22 protein-coding genes are annotated in these 21340 nt (G+C 46.8%); 5 read left to right on the top strand and 17 right to left on the bottom strand.

Features of this window, described 5'->3' with window-relative positions; all coding sequences use genetic code 11:
• Window positions 1-171 precede the first annotated feature (171 nt).
• Together rpoE and KNO96_RS14415 are read right to left on the bottom strand one after the other, a co-directional pair.
• Complete coding sequence (gene rpoE / locus KNO96_RS07040; protein WP_026825056.1) at window positions 172-651, bottom strand: DNA-directed RNA polymerase subunit delta; 480 nt, start codon at window positions 649-651, stop codon at window positions 172-174.
• A 130-nt stretch (window positions 652-781) separates the two neighbouring features.
• A complete protein-coding gene (locus tag KNO96_RS14415; RefSeq protein WP_285800475.1) occupies window positions 782-916 on the bottom strand; it encodes a hypothetical protein in 135 nt (44 codons plus the stop codon).
• 169 nt (window positions 917-1085) lie between these two features.
• Here KNO96_RS14415 and KNO96_RS07035 point away from each other — a divergent pair, with 169 nt between their 5' ends.
• Entirely contained in the window at window positions 1086-2384 is a 1299-nt protein-coding gene (locus KNO96_RS07035) for a globin-coupled sensor protein (RefSeq protein WP_214703152.1), read from the top strand.
• Window positions 2385-2422: 38 nt separating this feature from the next.
• On the opposite strand, the gene KNO96_RS07030 is transcribed toward KNO96_RS07035, so the two are convergent.
• The 6 genes from KNO96_RS07030 to KNO96_RS07005 form a co-directional block, all read right to left on the bottom strand.
• Complete coding sequence (locus KNO96_RS07030; protein ID WP_214703151.1) at window positions 2423-4549, bottom strand: (Fe-S)-binding protein; 2127 nt, start codon at window positions 4547-4549, stop codon at window positions 2423-2425.
• A gap of 92 nt (window positions 4550-4641) precedes the next feature.
• Window positions 4642-5358, bottom strand: a complete 717-nt coding sequence (locus KNO96_RS07025; RefSeq protein WP_214703150.1) for a hypothetical protein — start codon at window positions 5356-5358, stop codon at window positions 4642-4644.
• Between the two features lie 7 nt (window positions 5359-5365).
• On the bottom strand, window positions 5366-5884 hold the full coding sequence (locus KNO96_RS07020; protein WP_214703149.1) for a GNAT family N-acetyltransferase: 519 nt from the start codon (window positions 5882-5884) through the stop codon (window positions 5366-5368).
• A 168-nt stretch (window positions 5885-6052) separates the two neighbouring features.
• A complete protein-coding gene (locus tag KNO96_RS07015) occupies window positions 6053-6481 on the bottom strand; it encodes a hypothetical protein (protein WP_214685432.1) in 429 nt (142 codons plus the stop codon).
• Window positions 6478-6897: a YwiB family protein gene (locus tag KNO96_RS07010; protein ID WP_214703148.1), complete on the bottom strand. Its 420-nt coding sequence runs from the start codon at window positions 6895-6897 to the stop codon at window positions 6478-6480. The genes KNO96_RS07015 and KNO96_RS07010 overlap by 4 nt, the downstream gene beginning before the upstream one ends.
• 279 nt (window positions 6898-7176) lie before the next feature.
• Window positions 7177-8886: a glycoside hydrolase family 13 protein gene (locus KNO96_RS07005; protein ID WP_214703147.1), complete on the bottom strand. Its 1710-nt coding sequence runs from the start codon at window positions 8884-8886 to the stop codon at window positions 7177-7179.
• A 213-nt stretch (window positions 8887-9099) separates the two neighbouring features.
• Between KNO96_RS07005 and KNO96_RS07000 the strand changes: the two genes are divergently transcribed.
• A complete protein-coding gene (locus KNO96_RS07000; protein WP_214703146.1) occupies window positions 9100-9564 on the top strand; it encodes a GNAT family N-acetyltransferase in 465 nt (154 codons plus the stop codon).
• Between the two features lie 47 nt (window positions 9565-9611).
• The gene (locus KNO96_RS06995; RefSeq protein ID WP_026825046.1) at window positions 9612-10376 is read left to right on the top strand and encodes a MerR family transcriptional regulator; all 765 of its coding nucleotides are present in this window, start codon (window positions 9612-9614) and stop codon (window positions 10374-10376) included.
• A 9-nt stretch (window positions 10377-10385) separates the two neighbouring features.
• On the opposite strand, the gene KNO96_RS06990 is transcribed toward KNO96_RS06995, so the two are convergent.
• Genes KNO96_RS06990 through KNO96_RS06970 form a run of 5 tightly spaced genes read right to left on the bottom strand, consistent with a single transcriptional unit; the run spans window position 10386 to window position 15578 of the window.
• A complete protein-coding gene (locus KNO96_RS06990; RefSeq protein WP_214703145.1) occupies window positions 10386-11045 on the bottom strand; it encodes a hypothetical protein in 660 nt (219 codons plus the stop codon).
• 18 nt (window positions 11046-11063) lie between these two features.
• Window positions 11064-11645 (bottom strand): hypothetical protein, encoded by a 582-nt coding sequence (locus KNO96_RS06985; RefSeq protein ID WP_026825044.1) that lies wholly within the window; start codon window positions 11643-11645, stop codon window positions 11064-11066.
• Window positions 11646-11657: 12 nt separating this feature from the next.
• Window positions 11658-12800 carry an aminotransferase class I/II-fold pyridoxal phosphate-dependent enzyme gene (locus KNO96_RS06980; RefSeq protein WP_214703144.1) on the bottom strand — a complete coding sequence of 381 codons (1143 nt, stop codon included), beginning with the start codon at window positions 12798-12800 and terminating at the stop codon, window positions 11658-11660.
• A complete protein-coding gene (locus KNO96_RS06975; protein WP_214700225.1) occupies window positions 12797-13648 on the bottom strand; it encodes an NAD-dependent epimerase/dehydratase family protein in 852 nt (283 codons plus the stop codon). Before KNO96_RS06975 ends, KNO96_RS06980 begins: the two co-directional genes overlap by 4 nt.
• Before the next feature lie 13 nt (window positions 13649-13661).
• The gene (locus KNO96_RS06970; protein ID WP_026825041.1) at window positions 13662-15578 is read right to left on the bottom strand and encodes a polysaccharide biosynthesis protein; all 1917 of its coding nucleotides are present in this window, start codon (window positions 15576-15578) and stop codon (window positions 13662-13664) included.
• A gap of 399 nt (window positions 15579-15977) precedes the next feature.
• Between KNO96_RS06970 and KNO96_RS06965 the strand changes: the two genes are divergently transcribed.
• Window positions 15978-16730 carry a homing endonuclease associated repeat-containing protein gene (locus KNO96_RS06965; protein ID WP_214700229.1) on the top strand — a complete coding sequence of 251 codons (753 nt, stop codon included), beginning with the start codon at window positions 15978-15980 and terminating at the stop codon, window positions 16728-16730.
• A gap of 47 nt (window positions 16731-16777) precedes the next feature.
• Here the strand turns inward: KNO96_RS06965 and KNO96_RS06960 are convergent, their stop codons facing one another.
• The 4 genes from KNO96_RS06960 to speE form a co-directional block, all read right to left on the bottom strand.
• Window positions 16778-17734 carry a sodium-dependent bicarbonate transport family permease gene (locus KNO96_RS06960; RefSeq protein ID WP_214703143.1) on the bottom strand — a complete coding sequence of 319 codons (957 nt, stop codon included), beginning with the start codon at window positions 17732-17734 and terminating at the stop codon, window positions 16778-16780.
• Window positions 17735-17951: 217 nt separating this feature from the next.
• Window positions 17952-18311 (bottom strand): Na-translocating system protein MpsC family protein, encoded by a 360-nt coding sequence (locus KNO96_RS06955; RefSeq protein ID WP_214703142.1) that lies wholly within the window; start codon window positions 18309-18311, stop codon window positions 17952-17954.
• On the bottom strand, window positions 18312-19193 hold the full coding sequence (gene speB, locus KNO96_RS06950) for an agmatinase (protein WP_026825037.1): 882 nt from the start codon (window positions 19191-19193) through the stop codon (window positions 18312-18314).
• Window positions 19190-20029, bottom strand: a complete 840-nt coding sequence (gene speE / locus KNO96_RS06945) for a polyamine aminopropyltransferase (RefSeq protein WP_012727429.1) — start codon at window positions 20027-20029, stop codon at window positions 19190-19192. The genes speB and speE overlap by 4 nt, the downstream gene beginning before the upstream one ends.
• Before the next feature lie 201 nt (window positions 20030-20230).
• On the opposite strand from speE, the gene KNO96_RS06940 reads away from it, so the two are divergent.
• The gene (locus tag KNO96_RS06940; RefSeq protein WP_214703141.1) at window positions 20231-21169 is read left to right on the top strand and encodes an EAL domain-containing protein; all 939 of its coding nucleotides are present in this window, start codon (window positions 20231-20233) and stop codon (window positions 21167-21169) included.
• Window positions 21170-21340 lie beyond the last annotated feature (171 nt).

Raw genomic sequence — 21340 nt, 5'->3', positions numbered from 1 at the left:
AGGACACTTTTGCTGCATCGTTACGTGCTAAACTAGCCCATGACTAATTTACGCCAGAGACGATACAGTCGTCAAGATATTATTTTTTCTTTTTTTCATGTTGTTCAAAATCATTAAAAAAGAAAAAGAGACACGCCTAGCCGGGCCCAATGCCCGGCTTTTTGCGGTCTCTTATAAATCATCCTCGTCTTCGAGATCGAGGTCGTCGTCCAAATCATCATCCTTGAAGTCATCTAGGCCATCAACTTTTTCTTGTTCGCCCGCATCGTCAAATTCAGTTGAATCGTAATCTTCAACTTTTGCGAATACATCCAAGTCATCTTCGATGTCGACGATACCTTCGTCTGCCTCTTCGAACTCTTCTTCGAATTCGTCAAGTTCACCACGTTGACGTGCTTCGATGACGAGATCTTCATCCGACTTGTCGAATGGATACCATACGCGAAGCGCCCAGCGGTTTGCACCTAAGTTGACGAACAACCCGTCGATGTTCAAATCGGTGTAAAGTTGTGCGATTTTCTCGAGTTCTTCCTCTTCACTCGCAAACGTATAATTTTGCTTGATTTTTTCGCGAATCTCATCAAAAGAAACAGGCTGCTCGCCAGTTTCTTGGAGAAGTTCATAAACGAAATCAATCAACGATTTATTCATTAAAGGACACTCCTTTTCCGTCACTAGTTAAACATCACTCCTCATTATAAACAAAAGCGATATGAAAAAGCTAGAGTAAATTATGATTCGTGTGATGTCTTGGCTTTGATTCGGAACCAGTACAGACTAATCAATCCGATATTAAAAATGGAATGAGACGTCCGACACCTTCTTCGACCGCCATGATGGATAAGAACAAAATCTGTGGAAGAATTTGACTACTTAGGGCACTTACAATCGTCAACAGGATCACTATGTTTTTCATAAGTCCACCCATCACTGAAACTGGAATATTCTACTCCTCATTTTTCCTTTTCCAGTTCTATTTGTCGATGAACCTGTTTTGCAACACATTGACTTCTTAGCTTCTTCATATTTCTGCCGATATAGAAGAGAACGCCACTTTAGATATGAAATAGAAGGAGAATAAAAATATGGCATTTTTTCGTAAGACAACTTCAAAAGATTTCGTCGCTTCCGAAGGATTTCCTGAGATTCACACAATCGCTAAACCAGCCGACTCGAGCTTAAACGGGCGCGCACACTATATGGGATATACATCATCTCAAGTGAAACGGCTACAAGACATGGCTCCACTAGTCGAGTCCGTCCTAGACGAGGTACTCGAAAATGTACTCGACCACTTAATGCTTCAACCAGAGATGGTTCAAATTGCGAATGGCTCGTCGACACGAGAACGTTTAAAAAATGTATTTGCTGCTTATTTCCGTAGTCTGTTAACCGGGAACATCGATGATAAATTTTTAGCAATGCGGAAGCGAATGGGACAAACCCATCACCATTTTTCAGTCCCCGTCGTCTGGTTCTTGGCAACATACTCGGCGTTTAACACCTTGCTCATCCCGAAAGTGGTCGAAACGTATCAACACGATCCGGCCATTCTGACCGAATCCCTTTTGGCTCTGTCACACGCGATGAACTTGGACGCTCAAATCGTTACCGAACAATATGTGAACGCCCGTCTCGATGAGCTTGAGTCTGCGAACCAATCCCGTGCCGCTCTATTAAGTGACGTGTCACGCGTCAGTACAGAAGTGGCGACGACAATGGAGCATACAGGGCAAGCTATGTCCGATACAAGCAATCGCGCTCATCAAGTCTTGGCAGAGACGGAACAAACAGAAAAGATGAGTCGCCACTTGATGACGTTGACTCATACAAATGGAGAACAAATCGAACAGATGGAAGCTGAATTCAAACAGTCGGCTACCTATGTCGATACCTCACTCGATCGAATAACAGCTTTAAAGGACGGTTCTCAAGATATCGTCAGCATGACGCGAAGCATCGAACAAATTGCCAATCAAACCAACTTACTCGCCTTGAACGCTTCGATTGAAGCGGCCCGTGCAGGTGAACACGGCAAAGGGTTCGCCGTCGTCGCCACCGAAGTACGCACACTCGCGGAGAATGCGAAACAGCTGAGCAGTCAAATCAATGCGCTCATTCATGAGAATGAGACGAACATCGCGGCTCTCCTCGATCAAATGGGTCACATGCATCGGACGAACGATGAAGCGATGCGTCAACTAAACGCCGTCAAAGTTGGGTTTTCGACCGTCCAAGAAGAGATGGGACAATACGTCCTTTCTTTCGAACGAAACAAACAAGACCTCGGACAGATGGTCGAAACCATTTCGTCCATCAACGAGACGACACAAGGGTTATCCCACTTGACCTCCTCTCTTTTATCTACTTCCGAAATACAGTAAACAAATAAGGCACGGTCCGCGGACCGTGCCTTCCTGTATTATTGGACAATCGGTTCTGGGATCTCGATGGCTTTCAGCGAACGATCGAGCAATTCGACGACGTCGAACGTGCTGACCGTCTCATCGACTTCCTTCGCTTTCGTTCCATCTGACAACATCGTCAAGCAGTACGGACACGCCGAACCGATGACGGTCGGTTTCGTCTCAAGCAACTGTTCCGTGCGAGCCACGTTGACACGTGTCCCGACTTTTTCTTCTTGCCACATGAGACCACCACCCGCTCCACAGCACATACCGTTTTCACGGTTACGCGTCGCTTCGACGAGTTCGACACCCGGTATGCGTTCGAGGACGAATCGCGGTGCGTCATAAATGCCGTTGTAACGACCGAGATAGCAAGAATCGTGATAGACGACACGCTCATTCACTTGAAGATCCGGTTGGATGCGACCCGTATCGAGCAACTCGGCGAGCAACTCGGTATGGTGATACACTTTCACATCAGTCAAACCGAAGTCTGGATACTCATTTTTGAATGTGTTGTAGGCGTGTGGGTCGACCGTGACGATTTTCGTCACCCCATACTTCTCAAACAGTTTAATGTTCGCTTCAGCGAGTTCTTGGAAGAGTAACTCATTCCCGATTCGACGTGGTGTATCCCCTGAGTTTTTCTCTTCATTTCCGAGAATCGCGAATGAGACGCCGGCCTTGTTCAAGACGCTCGCAAAGCTTTGCGCGACTTTTTGGCTACGGCTATCGTAAGAACCCATCGCGCCGACCCAGAAGAGGTATTCGAATTCTTCACCTGCTTTTTTCTTCTCTTTCGCCGTCGGGATGACGAGCTCTGTATCCTTGCGCCAGTTCTCGCGTTCTTTTCGGTTCATTCCCCATGGGTTTCCTTGACGCTCGATGTTTGCGACCGTGCGCTGTGCCTCCGGATCCATCTTTCCTTCCATCATGACGAGGTAGCGACGAAGGTCGATGATTTTATCGACGTGCTCGTTCATGACCGGACATTGGTCTTCACAGTTCCGGCATGTCGTACACGCCCAGATTTCTTCTTCCGTGATGACGTTCCCAATCAATTCGTCTGCGACGAGCATATGTCCGTCTTGCGCCGCTGCTGCGATTTCAGCACCTTGCGTGTTTTGGAACATGAGTGCCGGTGCCCAAGGTGATTTTCTCGTGACCGCTGCACCTTTCATATTCATATGGTCGCGAAGTTTGACAATCAAGTCCATCGGCGACAACATCTTCCCAGTTCCTGTTGCCGGACACACATTCGTACAGCGTCCACACTCGACGCAAGCGTACAAGTCGACGAGTTGTTTTTGGTTAAAGTCTTCGATTTTATTAACCCCGAACACAATCTCTTCATCTGACTCTTCTGCTTCTTCCATCGCCGAAAAATCAACGGGCGCTAAGCGTCCGACTTTATGGGTACGACCGAGCCAGACGTTGAGCGTCCCGGCAATCAAGTGAGCGTGTTTGCCTTGCGGGATGTAGACCATGAAGCTGAGTAAGAACAACAGGTGCATCCACCAAAAGACGACGAACAACGCGAATGCGACTGATCCTGGTACCCAAGCAAACGCTGAACCGATCAGTGTCGCGACCGGTTCGCCCCACATCGGAAGCTCTTCTTTATAGACGAGGTAAAACCCGTTCCCGAACAAGACGGAAACCATCAGCCCGCCAATGAAGATGAGGGCGAGACCCGCTAAAAAATTCCGTTTCAAGCGTACAAGCTTCTCGACGTAACGACGGTAGAACCCCCAAACGACCGCGACGAGAATCATGAGCATGACGATTTCTTGCATGAACGTAAAGATTGGATAGAGCGGACCGAGCGGGATGTGTGGGAAACGTGTTCCGACCGCTAGTCCTTTCCAAATAAAATCAACCGCCCCAAATTGGACGAGGATGAAGCCATAAAACATCATGACGTGAATTGCGCCACTCTTCTTATCTTTTAACAATTTCTTTTGACCGAACACGTTGATCATGACCTGTTCGAGTCGTTCTTTGTTCGTTTGGTTCCATTCTGCCTTCTTCCCGAGCTTGATGAACGTATAGCGCTGGTGAACCAGCGTAGCAAATAAATACACACCATAGCCGAAGACGAGCAAGAATAGAATCCAGTTGACGATTAAAAATGTAGACATCCCCAAAACTCCCCCTTATGAAAACGGATTCAATCTTGAATTCAGTATATCAAATGATGAATGAACAGTCATTCATTTTTGCGAAGTTCTCATCAGAAGTTTAGAAGATGTTTCAAAATAAGGAGTAAGCCGCCATAACTGAACACGGCCAAAACGAACGTGCGAAAGTGTAAATTCCGGTCGGAAGGGAGTTCAAATTTCACGATGTTGAGAATCATCGCCCCGGCCACAAACGCAAAACAGAGCGCTTCGACGTGCGCGGCCAAGTCAATCCATCGTGAAACGAAACCTCCGAGTAAAATCCCACCGCTCAACAAGTAGCGTCCTTGTCGCATATAGCGTTCCCCGTAATGGCGGTTCAAGTCATGACCGAGCGCCAAGAAGTGGACCCCGAGAGCCGTCGCATAGAAGCTTCTCGCAACGAACGTCACAGAGTCGGCCGTCACGACATACGCTGAGAAGGTCATATATGTCGTGAGTAGTGTCACCTGTAGCCAATACGAAACGGCCCGATCGACCGCCTCATCTTGAAAGTGAGGGGTCCGAACGAACCGCATGGTGCCATAGAACAGTGTGAAGCCGATTAGACTGACGATATAAATCTCTGATGGTAAAGCTAGATTCAACCAATCGACGCGAAGCGTGTCTTGGCGTTTGTTCAGCGACGGCAAGAGATACATGAAGAAGTACGTGATGGCGACCCCACTCGAGAATGAGAACCATTTCTTAGAAGGAACGGTCTCTTCCCGGAACAAATAGATGCCGAAGAAATTAATCAACGTCAAATAGATGATGATCCAGTTCGCCATCTCGTCTTCACCCTTTCAAGTCAATCCAAAACCGCTCGACAATCGTCCCATCTTCTTCCGTGTATGGTGTATCCGCAACGCCACCATTGTTTAAAATGACTTGACGTGAAGCAATATTCGTTCGGTTGCACGTGATGAGTGCACGCTCGATGCCGAGCTCTTTCACTTTTTCAAGCGCAAGTTGCAGTTGACGTGTGGCGAGTCCACGCCCACGCGCGCTCGGTTTCACCCCGTACCCGACATGGCCACCAATCTTCAAAAGCGACTCGTTCAACTCGTGACGAATGTTCGCCGCGCCGAGAAGTTCTTCCCCATCCGTGAGCCAATACGTCGTACTCGGGACCCAGCCTTCCTCAATATGTTCACGCAACTCTTTCTGGCGTAACGTGTTGACGTATGCCTCGAAGTCCATCGTCTCACGGTCGACTGAGGTCGGGACGATTCGTTCATCGCGCTCATACCATTCCTGTAAAAATGCGAGAATCTGTTCTTTTTGTTCGACAGATGTTTTGATTAGTCTTAACATCACAATTCCCCCTTTATCCATTTCCATTCACGTTCTCTATTTGATTTCCTTGTTCCTTTATCTTAGAGAATGCTCACTCGAAATAAAATGGACGTTCTGATTGGATATTGTCCCCCTTTTAGGCATGAAAAAAAGCGCCATCTTGTTCAGATGACACTTTTCGTAGACTCACTCTTCGAGTCCGAGCCGTTGTGGCATATGTGGCGCGAGTTGTCTCGCTTCTTCCAACCGACCTGCTTCGACGAGCGTATGGAAATGTAAAAACTGTTCATGCGATGCATCACTGATGGCTGCCAAATAATCGACGTACCGATCGTAGACCGCTTTGTCTTCTGACCGCGCCTCAATAAGTGCGATGTACAGGCGAACGGTGTCTTCCCCGTATAGGAGCGGGAACTCATCGTTCAGTTGAAGCAATTTATCGATTGAATCGACATCGACTCCGTTTTCTTGGTCATAATGCATGATGACTTGCTCAGCATGGTCTTCAAGGCGACCGCGCCACTCTTCATACTCTTCTTCATTCGTTTCGAGCATCTCGAACCAGTCTTCGTTCAACATCTCTTCAATCTTATTTACGCGTTCTGTGAAGTTCATACGCTCTCTCCTCCTTCAAACGTCCATGTGACATGTACTTCGTATATACCCACGTTTTCTTCATTCATGGATAATTCATATACGAACGTACATGACTCTTCAGACACATCGAGTCGCGATGTCGTCGTGGCCATCGTCATCGACATATAGGCATTCTTATATAAGCTTTGCGTGAAGCGACCTTCGATGAAGGAATGGTTCATCTCGATCGGTCCTTTGCAGATGAGCGCCAACCGTTCTGGTGTGTACTTGATTGTCGTCGGGACTGGTCCGTCCTCTTGTTGCTGGTCAAACATGAGAATAAATCCAGTCTTCAATGGATAGTATAATCCATCCATCGTTAACTCAATCGCTTCTGGAATATCACTCATCCGTGTTGTTTGCTGGACACGCACGCGAAGTGGTTCAATCGCCATGCTCATCCCCCTTTCCGTCAACTCATCGTACCACATCTTCCACATATCGTTCTATTGACATTGCTTCGTCTTCACGTAGACAAAGTGATTCATCCACTCATCGTTTTCATAGATGAATCCTTCTCTTGTGCACTCGTACGACATTCCGACACGCTCTGTGAAACGGACGGATGCTTCATTGTCAAGATTGATATGTGTCTCGATACGCTTGAAAGACAACTCCAGAAAAAGACCGCAGGCAATGATGTGCCCGCGGTCTCCCTATGAAAAGTGAAAAGGTTAGCGTACTTTATACACACGGCCTTCGAATGGTTTCAAATGAAGGAGTGTTGATTCAACATCGCCTTCAATCGGCATATTGCTCAAGACGACATCTTTCGCACGAAGTGTTTGATCCATGTCAAACATCGTCTCTTTCGCCGTCAAGTTCGTGACGACGAGGTATTGCGTCTCCCCGAGCGTACGCGTATAAGCATACACTTCCGAATGATCCGGTAAGACGACGTCATACGAACCGTATACAAACGTCTCATCACCTTTGCGAAGTTGAATCATCTCTTTATAGAAGTTGAAGATCGAGTCCTCGTCTTCAAGCTGCGATTCGACGTTGATGGCTGTATAGTTCGGATTGATCCCGAACCATGGCTTCTCCGCGAACGTGAACCCGGCATTCGGAGCATCACTCCACTGCATCGGTGTACGCGTGTTGTCGCGTGACGAGTTCCACGTGATGCGCATCATTTCGTCATGACTCTTCCCTTGTTCGACGCCGATATAGTAGCGATTGCGTGTCGCGATGTCATCATATTGGTCAATCGAATCAAATTTGACGTTCGTCATCCCGATTTCTTGACCTTGATAGATAAACGGCGTCCCTTGCATGAGGAAGTACATCATCGCAATCGATTTCGCACTCTCTTTCCAGTAACGCTCATCATCTCCCCATTTTGAGACGGTACGTGTTTGGTCATGGTTTTCGACGTAAAGCGCGTTCCATCCGTCGGCTTCAAGCCCTTTTTGCCATTTCGTCAACACGTTCTTCAAGTGGACGACATCGAGTTTCGAATCGGCATTTTCACTCCATAGGTCCATGTGTTCGAATTGGAAGACCATGTTCATCTTCCCTTCTTTTTCACCGACCCAAAGGTGCGCATCGTCAGGGGATACACCGTTCGCTTCACCGACTGTCATGATGTCATGTTTATTGAACGTCTCGTCACGTAGTTCTTCTAAATAGTCGTGAATCCCGTCCACGTTCATATGCATCTCAAACGACGGCACGAAATCGAGGTCGTTCGGGTTCGGTAAGTCGGCGAACGTCGGATTCTTGCGAATGTGGCTGATCGCATCGACACGGAACCCGTCGATTCCTTTTTCGAGCCACCAGTTGATCATATCGTACACGGCTGTACGCATCTCAGCGTTTTCCCAGTTGAGGTCCGGCTGTTTCTTCGAGAAGACATGCAAGTAGTATTGCTCCGTCGTCTCATCGAATTCCCAAGCCGACCCGCCGAAAATCGATTCCCAGTTGTTCGGCTTCGATCCATCCAGCTTCCCATCGCGCCAAATGTACCAATCTCGCTTCGGATTGTCTTTTGAGCTCTTCGATTCAACGAACCACGGGTGCTCATCGGACGTATGATTGACGACGAGGTCGAGCAACAGTTTCATATCGCGCTGATGCACTTCGTCCAACAAGCGGTCAAAGTCTTCCATCGTGCCGAATTCGTCCATGATGTCTTGGTAGTCACTAATGTCATAGCCGTTGTCATCGTTTGGTGACTTATACATCGGACAAATCCAGATGACGTCAATGCCGAGGTCTTTCAAATAGTCGAGCTTATCAATGATTCCTTGGATGTCTCCGATTCCGTCTCCGTTCGCGTCGTAAAAACTGCGCGGATAAATCTGATAGGCGACGGCTTCTTTCCACCAGTTGCGTTTAAGCGTCTTTGTTTGTGTTTGTTGTTCTCGTTGTAAAAGTTGCATGTGATCTAGATACTCCTTATCCCAAAACTCACTGCTCTTCATATATAATCATCTTATCCGTGCTGTGAACTTTATATCATTAGCGCAATCGTTTGCACGTTGCAATAAATTTATCTTACCAAAAAACATTCAATGATACAAAGATGTTTCATCAGCATACTTAACGTGTACCCTACACGATTTTGTAAAGAAATGAAAGCGAGGTGTTTTATCATGTTTCGACCTGCTACACTTCGGGATTTTTCAGCAATCGATCACTTAATTCTGAAGAAAGCGAAAGAGTTTCAAGTCGCCGGGAAGTCACAATGGGTCAAGTATTTAGAGCCGAGCCGCTCGGATTATGTACGACACGATTTAACGAAAGGGTCCGTGTTTGTATATGAACGTGACGCGCAAGTGGTCGGTTCGGTCAGTCTCATCCCACCGACCGATTGGGACCATAACCTATGGGAAAAACCGGACGATGCCGTTTACTTGCATCGACTCGTCACGGACTCAAGTTTAAAGGGTGAGCGGATTGGAGAGAAATTAATGGAATATGCGCTCTCCCATTCACCATCAACGATTCGGTTAGACTGTGTTGCCGACAACACCTTCTTGAATGGGTACTATCCTCAGTTCGGTTTCCGTTACATCGGGGAACGGAACGGATTTTCGTTATTTGAAAAACGGGCTTGACCTTGACGTGACGTCAACGTTTACGCTGAAGCTAAGGAGGTGAAGGGATGTACACCATCCAACAACTCGCGGCACTCGCAGGGACGACGACACGAACGCTTCGACACTATGACGCGATTGGTCTTCTCGTTCCCGCTCGCGATGATAACGGTTACCGGCGTTACATGTCGAGCGACGCAGAACGGTTGCAACTTATCTTATTCTACCGAACACTCGATGTCCCCCTCGATCAAATCAGACAATTGCTTGATTCGACGACGTTCGACCGAGTCGAGGTGTTGAGTGAGCATATCGAGGCGTTACGACAGAAAGCGGCTTATTTTGCGAAGTTGGCGGAGACCGCTGAAGCGACCCTCACCTCACTAAAAGGAGGGATCCCGATGGAAGACAAATCATTGTTCAACGGATTGTCTTATGAAGAGATTCAAGCACATGAGGCAAAGCATCAAGATGAGGTAAAGGAGCGGTGGGGGGACAGTTCAGCTTACAAAACCACACAAGAACGGGCGGCGAAGCGCTCGAAAACGGACTGGGAGCGCATGAATCAGATGCACCTCGATTTGATTGCGCCACTCGTCGACCTGTTCCGCTCACAAGTCGCAATCGAGGATGAACGGGTTCAATCGATTGTCAGAGACAATCATTTGTTCATCGACACACACTTTTACGATTGTTCGCTCGACATGTTCAGTGGACTCGGACAGATGTATGTGGCGGATGAACGATTCACCGAATTTTATGACCGCTTCGAGCCAGGTCTTGCTGCCTATTACAACGAAGCCATCCAATATTATTGTATCGTCAACAGTTAAGTCCAAGCCTCAGGCTTGGACTTTGATTTGTCGGTGGTCTGTTTTCATACTATCCATCGTTTCGATGTGTCGACGTAACATCGGTAAGACCGTTGTCAATTGTAGGTAAGGATATGTGGCAAAATTGTCGGTCCCACCTTTATAGATGACCACTCGCTCGAGAACCCGCCATCCTTGTGTGGTCCATTGTTCAAGCGTCGTCTCACAGAACGAAGGCTGATGTTGAATCGCCCAATACGCTTGTAGCTGTCCTTCCGCCATTGATGGACGTATCGTGAGAATCGGACACGGCAATTGATTCAATCGACTCGGCTCAATCGGCCCTGTTTCATGGACAACAATTAACTCTGGGGCAAGTTTTTCAAGCCACATCATCGTCTTATCATCGTTCAATGATGACACATGAATGATATGGTGGGGTGGAATCGATAGATCATTTAGCGGATACCGTTTTCTCACTTCTTGAATACGCTTTTGACTCGTCCAACGCATAAACGGTGTCGCCCACCGAATGTATTGATGGATAAGCCATTCCTTGAGAGACTGCGGTCGATGTTCGGTTGGCTCATCTTCTTGAATGACATGTGTTACTCCCAAATTACGGATAGCATGATATACAAAAATTGACGTATGATGATCACTAATCATGAGCACAATGGGTCTAGTCATCTCCACATCCCTCCACACTTATCGCTTTCGATCCGTCACTTCTTGAATCCCAAGTTCATATAGAGCCCGCTTCCATGAGCCAAAACGCCTTGACACTTTTGCCACACTCGGTTTATGAAATTGTTTCGCCCATTTTTGATAAGTAATCGCATTGAACGGGGTTAACACCCGATAGGCCTCATACAACGCTTGCACCATCTCCGCTTTCTCTTTCGCGGGTTGTACCGTGAAATGTTCTTCTTCTAAATGTTCGACCGCTTTTACAGCAAGACTCCATGACCCAAAGTGGGTAATAATATCACCTAATGAAGGGACGTTCCGACCAGCTGCCCATTGTTGATATTGACTGCTCGTTAACTTTCCTCCTTGTATCGATGCGAGCCGAAGCGCTTGTATAAAATCATGAGATTCATAACGCCTTGGTTCTAACAACCCTGACGCTTTCAAGGCACTTGTCCACGTCCCGTATACTTTCAAAATGTCTAGAAACGTGGGGGCGTCTCGATTTTGGCTCCATCGTTGATATTGTGTCACCGTGAGGGAGGGAGTCAGAGATGCAGCAGTTTGAAGCGCTTGAATGATCTCTGCTTCCTTCGTCATATATGTTCCTCCTTACACGCTTTTTTCTTTTATGAAAGAACGTGTATCAAGCACGGTTTGAATCACTTTTTGCTGTTCTCCAATCGTCATATTGGAGCTCGACGGTAAACAAATCCCGTTTTCAAATAATCGACGGCTGACATCTTCTCCATCGACTGTGACATATTCAGCATCTCGGTAGAGCGGCTGTAAATGCATTGGTTTCCACACAGGTCGTGATTCAATACCAGCCCCTGTTAAGTGTTGAATCAATTGATCACGGCTGACGACGTCTCGACCAAGTTGCATCGCAGTCAGCCAACGATTCGCACGCGAATACGGAACCTCTTGTTGGTACGTGACATCCATTTCTGAAAACATGCGTTCATATCGTTTAAAGACATTGCGTCGCGCACGTACCCGCTGTTCGATGACCTCTAACTGTCCACGACCGATACCTGCCGAGACATTACTTAAACGGTAGTTATAACCTACTTCCTCATGCTCATAGTGCAACTCATTCTCCCTTGCTTGTGTTGCGAGTTTTAACGCATGTTGACGTTGACTGTCAGAGCCGAGCAGTAGCATCCCTCCGCCTGATGTTGTGATGATTTTATTACCATTGAATGAATAAAAACCGATGTCTCCAATCGTACCGGTCATTAGACCTTGCCACGTCGAACCGAGTGACTCTGCGGCATCTTCAATCAACGGGACCTCAAATTCCTTGCAAATTTGACGAATCTCACCGATTTTCGCGACCACCCCATATAGATGAACAACGATGACTGCTTTAGGTAATCGCCCTTTCGTAGCAGCTTGAACGAGTGCTTTCCGCAAAGCCTCCGGAGACATGTTCCACGTCTCATCTTCTGAGTCAATGAAGACCGGTGTTGCTCCGACGTAAAGGATTGGATTGACCGAAGCGACAAAAGTGAGTGTCTGACAAAAGACGAGATCGTTCTTCTCTATCCCGAGCGTCATCAAGGCAAGATGGAGCGCCGCCGTACCGGAGCTAGTTGCCAACATATGCGCATGATCGGTGTACTTTCCAAGTTCGTCTTCAAATGCGTTGACGTTCGGACCGAGTGGGGCAATCCAATTACTCGAGAACGCCTCCTCTACATAGATCATTTCTCGACCGGACATGTGCGGCTTTGATAATAGAATATTCATGTGCTCATGTCCTCCTTCATCATCGTTTGATAGGTGTCGTACCATTCAATCAATTCCTTCAACCCTTCATATAAGGATGTCTGAGGGTTAAAACCAGTCATAGCTTCTAGCGTAGGCAAATCTACTTCATGAAACACTTGATCACGAACCGGAAGCGTCAGGTTTACCGGATGATGCATCAAATATCCGACTTCAGTTAATAACGTTTGAACATGGACGTAGTCGGAAGCGTTAATTCGAAACTGCCCAACGAGTGTCAAATCTGATTGAATGAGCCGTAGAACTCGAACGACTGTTTCAACCACATCATCGATATAAGAAGCTTTCACGATATCCGTTGCATAGTAACCAACCATACGATGACCTTGATCAATAGCGAGCACTGCTTTTGAGAACAACGTAGTCGAATCGTCCCAAGGGCCGTAAACATCTTCTGTCACGAGGTGCAGTGCCGACGAGGAATGTCGTGTATCTTCGATTGGAAGGTCGAAAGTGATGAACGATGGGGCGGACACCCTATTTTTTTGACTTCTGATCAATTGCTTCACCTGTTCAAAGCGCTCCATCTCCCTCCCTGTATAAACACTTGAAGGTCCTCCACATAAGATGACATGATTTGGCTCATACATCGTCATGACTTGACGCATATTCGGCCTGTGTGAGGTATCTGTTCGAATGAGATGAAACATCGGGTGAGACAATACGTAGAGTCGTTGCTTTGAGAGTTGATGTTTCGCTTGTCCTTCGTCATCGATCCCGATTACTTCGTAACCTTCTTTTAATAGACGTCGAGCAATATGAAATCCTTTAAACGTTGACACACCGACCACCATGACACGATTACTCATTGCACTCCCCCCTTTAATTTCCATCGGCGACGCGGATCCGCACTTGCTGGGCTGGGATGAATTCGAATCCACTTGCAAAGATTCGTTGCAAATCTCCATCAATATCATCGCTGTTAGCAACAAAAAGTAAGGCATCAGTCAGTGCTGCACTATTGTCTCTAAAGTGTTCGACTAACCGCAAAATAGGAGTCGCTGATGTGAATGGACGCGTGCAACCGACAAAGATTTTAGGGAAAATATTTGCCTCTGGGTCCAGTTCATTGGTAGCCAGTAACTCTTCGTATAATTTTTCGCCTGGACGGATGCCCGTCACTTCAATCGGAATTTGATCGGTGGTAAATCCACTGAGTTCAATCATTTTCTTGGCCAAGTCGATGATTTTTACCGGATTGCCCATATCAAGCACGAAAATTTCACCGCCTCGTGACAACACACTCGCTTGAATAACGAGTCGACTCGCCTCAGGAATCGTCATAAAGTAACGTGTCATCTCTGGGTCGGTTACGGTGACAGGACCGCCTCGTACAATTTGCTCTTTAAAAAGTGGGACGACGGACCCACGACTACCGAGTACGTTACCAAACCGAACGACCGCGAAGATCGTCTCGCTCGATCGTGATTTTTCTTGAACAATCATTTCTGCGATCCGCTTTGTCGACCCCATGACGTTCGTCGGATTCACCGCCTTGTCAGTTGAAACCATCACGAATCGATCAACTCGATATTTGGAGGCAACATCAACCATATTTTTCGTTCCATACACGTTGTTTTTGACGGCTTCTAACGGATTGTCTTGCATTAATGGGACGTGTTTATGAGCCGCTGCATGGTACACAATTTCAGGACGATACGTCTGAAAAACATACTCGAGACGCTCTATGTCCTGCACGTCACCGATGACCGGATGAAGCTTCGTCTCAAGTCCAAGACCGCTCAGTTCTTTTTCGATTAAATAAATACTGTTTTCACCATGTCCGAGAAGAATCATCTCGGCTGGTTTGAACTTGATCAATTGACGGCAAAGTTCTGAGCCGATTGACCCCCCAGCTCCAGTCACTAGAACGGTTGCGCCTTCTACATGTTTCGAGATACCAGAAATATCGAGTTGGACGGGCTCACGTCCCAACAAGTCTTCAATCTTCACTTCGCGGATTTCGTTGATTGAAACATTTCCAGTCGCAAGTTCCGATATCATCGGTAAAGCGTGGGATTCAACGCCTGTCTTCTCAATTCGTTTTAACAACTCGATTCGTCTTGTGTACGACAAGCTAGGAATCGAGAGAATCACAACTTCAATTCCTTGATCTTCGATGATTCGTTCTAATTCATCCGTCGTTCCAAGAATCGGAACACCATGAACGTATAACGACTCAAGCATCGAATCGTCATCGAGTATGCCCACTACGTGAAGTACTGTTGTTCGATACTCCTTCAATTCACGCACGATGAGTTGACCTGAATTCCCGGCTCCGATGATGAGTGTTTTTCGACCTTGGGGAGAAGCATGTAGTTTAAACGTATGCAGAACATGGTTTCGTGCTAGTACACGAGTAAACAGAATGAAGTTAAACGCAAGCAAGCCTTGAACGGCAATCATTACTCCAAGTCCGCGCCCAAATTGAATTTGATTGTAAGCGAATAAAATCAAGTCACTGCTAATCAACGCAATCGTCACTTGTTTCATTTCATGAATGGATGCGTAACGCCAATCGATTCGGTGAATTTTCAAAAGCATTCCGACGAACATAAAACTGATCATCTTGATGAATACCATCAGCATCAAATCGTAATTCGTTGCCGTATAAGGCATCACTCTCGAGAACAAAATATCAAACGTCATGTATAACACGATTGAAACGATTGCAATGTCGACACAGAAAAATAGTAAGTTTCTACGATTTCTCCGATATACGCTAACGAGTGTAGCCATCGTTTACTGCACCTCCAAATGTCTAAGTTGTTTGATCTTGTTGGGTCATGGACTGTGCGAAGAATACGTTGATGATAGTAAACTACCCGAGTCGTTGTAACAAATTTAAGGATAATTCGAGCTTTTTGTTATTAATGAAATCGCTGTAACAAATAAGTTTACAAAGTTATTCTCACTATTTCATTCACATAATGAATAATTTCCCACCTAACGGGAATGGAAAGAATAAACCAAATAAAATTGGGTGTTGTTGACAACTGTGTTTTGATTGAAAAGGAGGTACCTGCAACGCATCGCTATTCACTTCTGTACGACCGTTCTGACAACATACATGTTCATTCACACCAAGAGACCTTCTAAGACGCCTGCTAGCGTCCCTACAAAAGGAGAGACACCAAGATGAAAAAATGGACACGACCTCAAATCGTACAAGCTTTGCAACTCGCTGCCCAAGAATACTCAGAACTCGATTCCAAACAATACAGTGTTTGGTCACATGACAAAAATGTTCCTTCCCTTTCTACTGTCATTCACCAATTCGGATCGTGGCGTGAAGCCCTCGTTGCCGCACAAATTAAGCTCTCGTTCCATTATTATTCAGACGAAGATATTCTACTCGCATTAAACAAAGCTGCAGAAGAACTCACTCTATTCACGAGTCAAACGTACCGAGAATGGTCAAAAGTGACGCGTTCTCCTTCCCTCACACTTATCAGTAGTCGTTTTGGTTCATGGTCGAATGCACTTCGAGAGGCCAAACTTCAAACGACGGCCGCTAAAAATAGTGAAGAACGAATCATTCAAGCCTTGATTGAAGCGTCTGAAGAGCTCGAACGCTTAACGTCACAACACTATGCAGTGTGGGCACAAGAACGTGGCTATCCGACAGTCGCCACAATTGCCCGGAAGTACGGTTCTTGGAGCTATGCACTTTTTGTGTTGGACATCGCTCCACCAAAAAGAAAATGGGATGAAGAGGATGTCATTGAAGCGTTGCGTCTTGCGAAAAAAGAATTATCCCACTTCAGTATCCTCCATTACCGAAAATGGGCTGAAGGACGGAACGTGCCGAGTACGTCTACGATTAATGTCCTATTCGGAAGCTGGACTGCCGCTCTCAAATGCATGGAGACACAAAAGATTACGCAATAATCTAAGATGAGACATGAAAAAGCGCCGACTAATAAGTCGGCGCTTTTTCATGTGACGATTGCGATATACATTGGTATTCCGATTAATAAGTTGAACGGGAAGGTGATTGCGAGAGACAAGGTCAAATAGAAGGATGGTTTCGCTTCTGGGACCGAGGCTTGTAGCATCGCTGGAGCAGCAATGTATGACCCACTCGCCGCAAGTGTCATCAGAAGAATCGTCCCTCCATCGGACAGACCAGCGACTCCTGCTGCGACAAAGCCGACAAGTGCTCCAATCAACGGGAAGAGTGTTCCCATGATGACGAACTTCAATCCGTACGTCGACACCGTCTTTAACTGATGTCCGACTTTGACGCCTAACCCTAATAAAAAGAGGAGCAACACCCCTGGAAACAAGTCTACAAAGAATGGCTTGAGCGGAGTTGCGTCTGGTGTCACGAGTCCTACGACAAGACCTGCAAGCATCAACAGAATACTCTTTGAGAATAAGCTATCCCGTAGCACAGACAATGAGTTTGTTTTGCTGGATGTCGCCGTGATGCCCAAAACTTGTGTCTGATTATATAGCAGTAACGCCACAATCAAACCTGGGATTTCGAGGACAACGACCAGTGTCGTCATGAACGGCTCATATCCAATCCCGAGTCGCTCAAGTTGCGTCGATGCAGCCACATATGTCACGAGTGAAACGGAACCGAACGTCGCAGCCATCGCAATTCGTTCATGGAATGAAAAGTTGAGCATTCCTCCGACGAAAAACGCGAGAATCGGCAGTGAAATTCCAATCAAAAGCGTCACGGTCAGCGGTAACGCAATCTCCTCAAAAGATACCGAGGCGAGTCCCATGCCACCCTTTAGCCCAATGGCGAGTAGTAAGTAAATGTTTAGCGTCGTGCTCAGCGAATCGGGAATCTTGAGATTTGATTTTCCAACTGCGGCGATGACCCCCGTCACAAACAGAAGCACCGGGGCGCTCGTCAATAAAAATAAAAACAATTCCATACGTCTTCCTCCTTGGCGACAAAAAAGCGCACACCTAAATAGGCGTGCGCTGTATGCCGACGGCTCGAACAATCGCTCCGTCAGGCCGACAACTGTCGGTTATTAAATTGGTCAGTAGCTCCGTAACAAGATTTCGAACAGCACGCTTCATGATGACTCGTCCAGTCGCTCCTATATACGTCTCTGACTCTCATTTTAAAAAGTCATGTTCCCGTTGTCAATCGGTTTGATCCCAAGACGCGTCCAAACGAAACACAATCAGACGCTCTCCCGTTTTCGTACTGATGTCCGTATGGAGAGAGACGATCGAGCGACCAAGTACTTGCTCGACGATGGACTCGAGTTGAGTGCGTCCCGCTTCGACAAGATTGTTGCGGTATTTCTTTAATTGTTCGCGACCTGACGACTTGGTGGCCAAATCATACTCGGCCGGCGTCAACACCCCTTGGAGTGTGACGATGGCGAGGTCTCGAAGCAGGTCTGCCTTACACGTCAATGATCCGCGACCCAGGTATTCTTTCTCCCATTGGGTGATGCGGGCGCTCAGTTCCATTTCCAGCTGACCTTTTTTCCGCATTTACTTCACGAATCCAATCATCATCTCGCGAAGAATCTTAGCCGCCGCGATGGCCGTCATATCCGACTGATCATATGCCGGTGATACTTCGACAAGGTCCGCTCCGATGATGTCGAGGTCCGCATTTGCGATGGCGTGTACCGCTTCTAACAATTCTTTCGTCGAGATGCCACCGATTTCTTGTGTGCCCGTACCTGGTGCTGCCGATGGATCTAAGACATCGATATCGATGGTGACATATACTTTTTTCCCAGCGAGTGTCGGCAAGACGCGCTTGAGTGGCTCGACCACCTCAAACTGGTGCATATTGTAGCCAACTTCACGTGCCCATTCGAACTCTTCTTTCATCCCTGAACGAATCCCGAACGAGTAACAGTTCGATGGTCCAATCAAGTTTGCCGCCTTTTTAAGTGGAGTCGAGTGCGAGAGTGGCTCGCCTTCATACTCATCCCGAAGGTCCGTATGCGCATCCAAGTGGATGATGACAAAGTCGTCACCATATACGTCGTGCATCGCTTTGATAATCGGCCATGTGACGAGGTGTTCGCCACCCATTCCGAGTGGGAACTTGCCCGCCTTGACGACATCTTTGACGAATGCTTCGATGAGGTCGAGCGACTTTGGTGCGTTCCCGAACGGAAGTGGGATGTCTCCTGCGTCGTACACCGCAGCATCAGCCAAGTCACCGTCTAAATATGGGCTGTATTCTTCAAGGCCGATCGACACTTCACGAATCCGGTTCGGACCGAAACGCGAGCCCGGACGGAAACTAACCGTCCAGTCCATCGGCATCCCGTAAAGAACGGTCTTCGCCTCTGTCACCTCTGGGAGACTGGCGATAAACACTTTACCTGAGTATGCTTCATCGAAACGTTTGATCATTTTGTCAAATCCTCCACGAATTTTGGAAGGACGAATGCTGCATTATGAAGCTTCGGTGTATAGTATTTTGTTTCGATGTCATGGAAACGCTCGGCCGATACTTGTTCAGGGTCGTACTTCTTCGAACCGATTGTGAACGTCCACATGCCGCTCGGGTACGTTGGAACATTTGCCGTGTACAATTTCGTGATCGGGAAGATTTCCTTCACATCACGTTGAACCGTTTGGATGAGTTCTGGTGTGAACCATGGGTTATCCGTTTGTGCGACAAAGATGCCATCCTCTTTGAGCGCCTTCGAAATCCCTGCATAGAACCCTTTTGTGAAGAGGTTCGCTGCAGGTCCGACCGGTTCTGTCGAGTCGACCATGATGACGTCGTACTCGTTTTCAGACTTAGCGATATGCATGAACCCGTCACCGACGATGACTTCCACGCGAGGATTATCCAGTTCACCTGCGATATTTGGTAAGTATTTCTTCGAATATTCAATGACTTTCCCGTCGATATCAACGAGAACAGCTTTTTCCACTGATGGGTGTTTCATAATTTCACGAATAACACCGCCGTCTCCCCCACCGACAACCAGTACATGTTTCGGATTCGGGTGTGTAAAGAGTGGGACGTGTGCGACCATCTCGTGATAGACGAATTCGTCCTTATCCGTCGTCATGACCATCCCGTCAAGTAACAACATCGTTCCGAACTCGTCCGTTTCGACCATTTCTAGTCGTTGAAACTCCGTTTGTTCGCTCTCATAAACGTGGTTTACACGGAACGTGATTCCGTAATCTTCTGTTTGGTGCTCCGTAAACCATAATTTTAATTTTTGGTCCATCGATAGAACCCCTTTCTGTTCAAAAAGTTGTTCGTATGCGAGTGGCGTTTTGAGGCGCTTCTTATTCATACGATAGGAAGTATACAAAACCTGTACCCATTTTGCACGATTTTTTTGCGAAATGTATCTTGAATGTGAGTTTTTTGTGAGACGTAGCCGATATACTGAATGAACTAATTTTGAATGGAAAGGTGGAATACTATGTGGTCACCCTGTGCTTCCTGTAACACAACGGTTCCTTTGATTTCTCAAGGAAAACTCATCACAAAAACGAAAGAATATTCTTATACATCATTTGAAGAATTAGATGCACTTCTGATGCACGTTGAGGGTACCGTATACTGTGTCGACAATCAATCGAACAGTCAAACGCCTCCACTCGAGGTCGAGGTGTTACGCGATCAACTCGCGCATCGTCATATCATTGATCAAATTCAGCACGGAACGTTTGAGAGTCACCTTCAACCGATTATCTTCCTCGATTCTAAGGAAACGTTCGGGTATGAGGCACTTCTCCGTAGTGGTGCTTCTATTTCACCCGGTGATCTGTTCCGAACGGCCAACCGGTTTGGGTTGCATTCGAAGCTCGATCAACGTGCTCGCGCCGAGGCGATTAAAGCGACGTTCGAAGCCGTGGCTCCACATCAAAAGACGTTTATCAACTTTTTACCATCGACGATTTATAATCCGGACTATTGTTTACAACATACGTTCGATATCATCGATCGATATGGACTCAGCCCAGACCGCTTTATATTCGAAGTCGTAGAGACGGAGAAAGTACATGACGTCGATCATCTTCAACACGTTTTTTCAACGTATAAACAACGGGGGATGAAAGTCGCATTAGATGATGTCGGTGCAGGTTTCTCTACCATCGATATGTTGAAACGACTCGAACCAGACTATGTCAAAATCGACCGCTCTTATATTTCATTTTGTGATGAAGATGCCGAGAAGCGGTCCTTCCTCAAAAAAGTACGAACTTTGACCAAATCGATGGGAATCACGCTTCTTGCCGAGGGCATAGAGCGTCTAGAGGAGGAAGATGTCTGTCGTGAGCTCGGATTCGATTTGGCACAAGGGTATTTCTTTGGAAAACCGGCACCTGCGAATAAGCACACCTTTGAAATTGCATAAGTAAACTTCTTAACGAGGAGTGTAGGCATCGACCTTGTCGAAACCCTGCACTCTTTTTCGTTTTTCTATGATGAGTAAATGTCTGCCGCCCATTCCTTCCTCTTTATTTCATTATTTTTTAGGTTTCGGTCAGAGGTGTTCAGGAGATAGCATAATTATAGAAGATTGATG

Source organism: Exiguobacterium sp. s89, from assembly GCF_018617735.1.
GTDB classification, from domain to species: Bacteria; Bacillota; Bacilli; order Exiguobacteriales; family Exiguobacteriaceae; genus Exiguobacterium; species Exiguobacterium marinum.
This window is presented reverse-complemented; position numbering and strand designations above follow the sequence as displayed.

Excerpts from the sequence above, each read along its gene's own strand:
- rpoE (WP_026825056.1), bottom strand. The coding sequence starts at position 651 with ATGAATAAATCGTTGATTGATTTCGTTTATGAACTTCTCCAAGAAACT.
- KNO96_RS14415 (WP_285800475.1), bottom strand. The coding sequence starts at position 916 with ATGAAAAACATAGTGATCCTGTTGACGATTGTAAGTGCCCTAAGTAGT.
- KNO96_RS07035 (WP_214703152.1), top strand. The coding sequence starts at position 1,086 with ATGGCATTTTTTCGTAAGACAACTTCAAAAGATTTCGTCGCTTCCGAA.
- KNO96_RS07030 (WP_214703151.1), bottom strand. The coding sequence starts at position 4,549 with ATGTCTACATTTTTAATCGTCAACTGGATTCTATTCTTGCTCGTCTTC.
- KNO96_RS07025 (WP_214703150.1), bottom strand. The coding sequence starts at position 5,358 with ATGGCGAACTGGATCATCATCTATTTGACGTTGATTAATTTCTTCGGC.
- KNO96_RS07020 (WP_214703149.1), bottom strand. The coding sequence starts at position 5,884 with ATGTTAAGACTAATCAAAACATCTGTCGAACAAAAAGAACAGATTCTC.
- KNO96_RS07015 (WP_214685432.1), bottom strand. The coding sequence starts at position 6,481 with ATGAACTTCACAGAACGCGTAAATAAGATTGAAGAGATGTTGAACGAA.
- KNO96_RS07010 (WP_214703148.1), bottom strand. The coding sequence starts at position 6,897 with ATGGCGATTGAACCACTTCGCGTGCGTGTCCAGCAAACAACACGGATG.
- KNO96_RS07005 (WP_214703147.1), bottom strand. The coding sequence starts at position 8,886 with ATGCAACTTTTACAACGAGAACAACAAACACAAACAAAGACGCTTAAA.
- KNO96_RS07000 (WP_214703146.1), top strand. The coding sequence starts at position 9,100 with ATGTTTCGACCTGCTACACTTCGGGATTTTTCAGCAATCGATCACTTA.
- KNO96_RS06995 (WP_026825046.1), top strand. The coding sequence starts at position 9,612 with ATGTACACCATCCAACAACTCGCGGCACTCGCAGGGACGACGACACGA.
- KNO96_RS06990 (WP_214703145.1), bottom strand. The coding sequence starts at position 11,045 with ATGACTAGACCCATTGTGCTCATGATTAGTGATCATCATACGTCAATT.
- KNO96_RS06985 (WP_026825044.1), bottom strand. The coding sequence starts at position 11,645 with ATGACGAAGGAAGCAGAGATCATTCAAGCGCTTCAAACTGCTGCATCT.
- KNO96_RS06980 (WP_214703144.1), bottom strand. The coding sequence starts at position 12,800 with ATGAATATTCTATTATCAAAGCCGCACATGTCCGGTCGAGAAATGATC.
- KNO96_RS06975 (WP_214700225.1), bottom strand. The coding sequence starts at position 13,648 with ATGAGTAATCGTGTCATGGTGGTCGGTGTGTCAACGTTTAAAGGATTT.
- KNO96_RS06970 (WP_026825041.1), bottom strand. The coding sequence starts at position 15,578 with ATGGCTACACTCGTTAGCGTATATCGGAGAAATCGTAGAAACTTACTA.
- KNO96_RS06965 (WP_214700229.1), top strand. The coding sequence starts at position 15,978 with ATGAAAAAATGGACACGACCTCAAATCGTACAAGCTTTGCAACTCGCT.
- KNO96_RS06960 (WP_214703143.1), bottom strand. The coding sequence starts at position 17,734 with ATGGAATTGTTTTTATTTTTATTGACGAGCGCCCCGGTGCTTCTGTTT.
- KNO96_RS06955 (WP_214703142.1), bottom strand. The coding sequence starts at position 18,311 with ATGCGGAAAAAAGGTCAGCTGGAAATGGAACTGAGCGCCCGCATCACC.
- speB (WP_026825037.1), bottom strand. The coding sequence starts at position 19,193 with ATGATCAAACGTTTCGATGAAGCATACTCAGGTAAAGTGTTTATCGCC.
- speE (WP_012727429.1), bottom strand. The coding sequence starts at position 20,029 with ATGGACCAAAAATTAAAATTATGGTTTACGGAGCACCAAACAGAAGAT.
- KNO96_RS06940 (WP_214703141.1), top strand. The coding sequence starts at position 20,231 with ATGTGGTCACCCTGTGCTTCCTGTAACACAACGGTTCCTTTGATTTCT.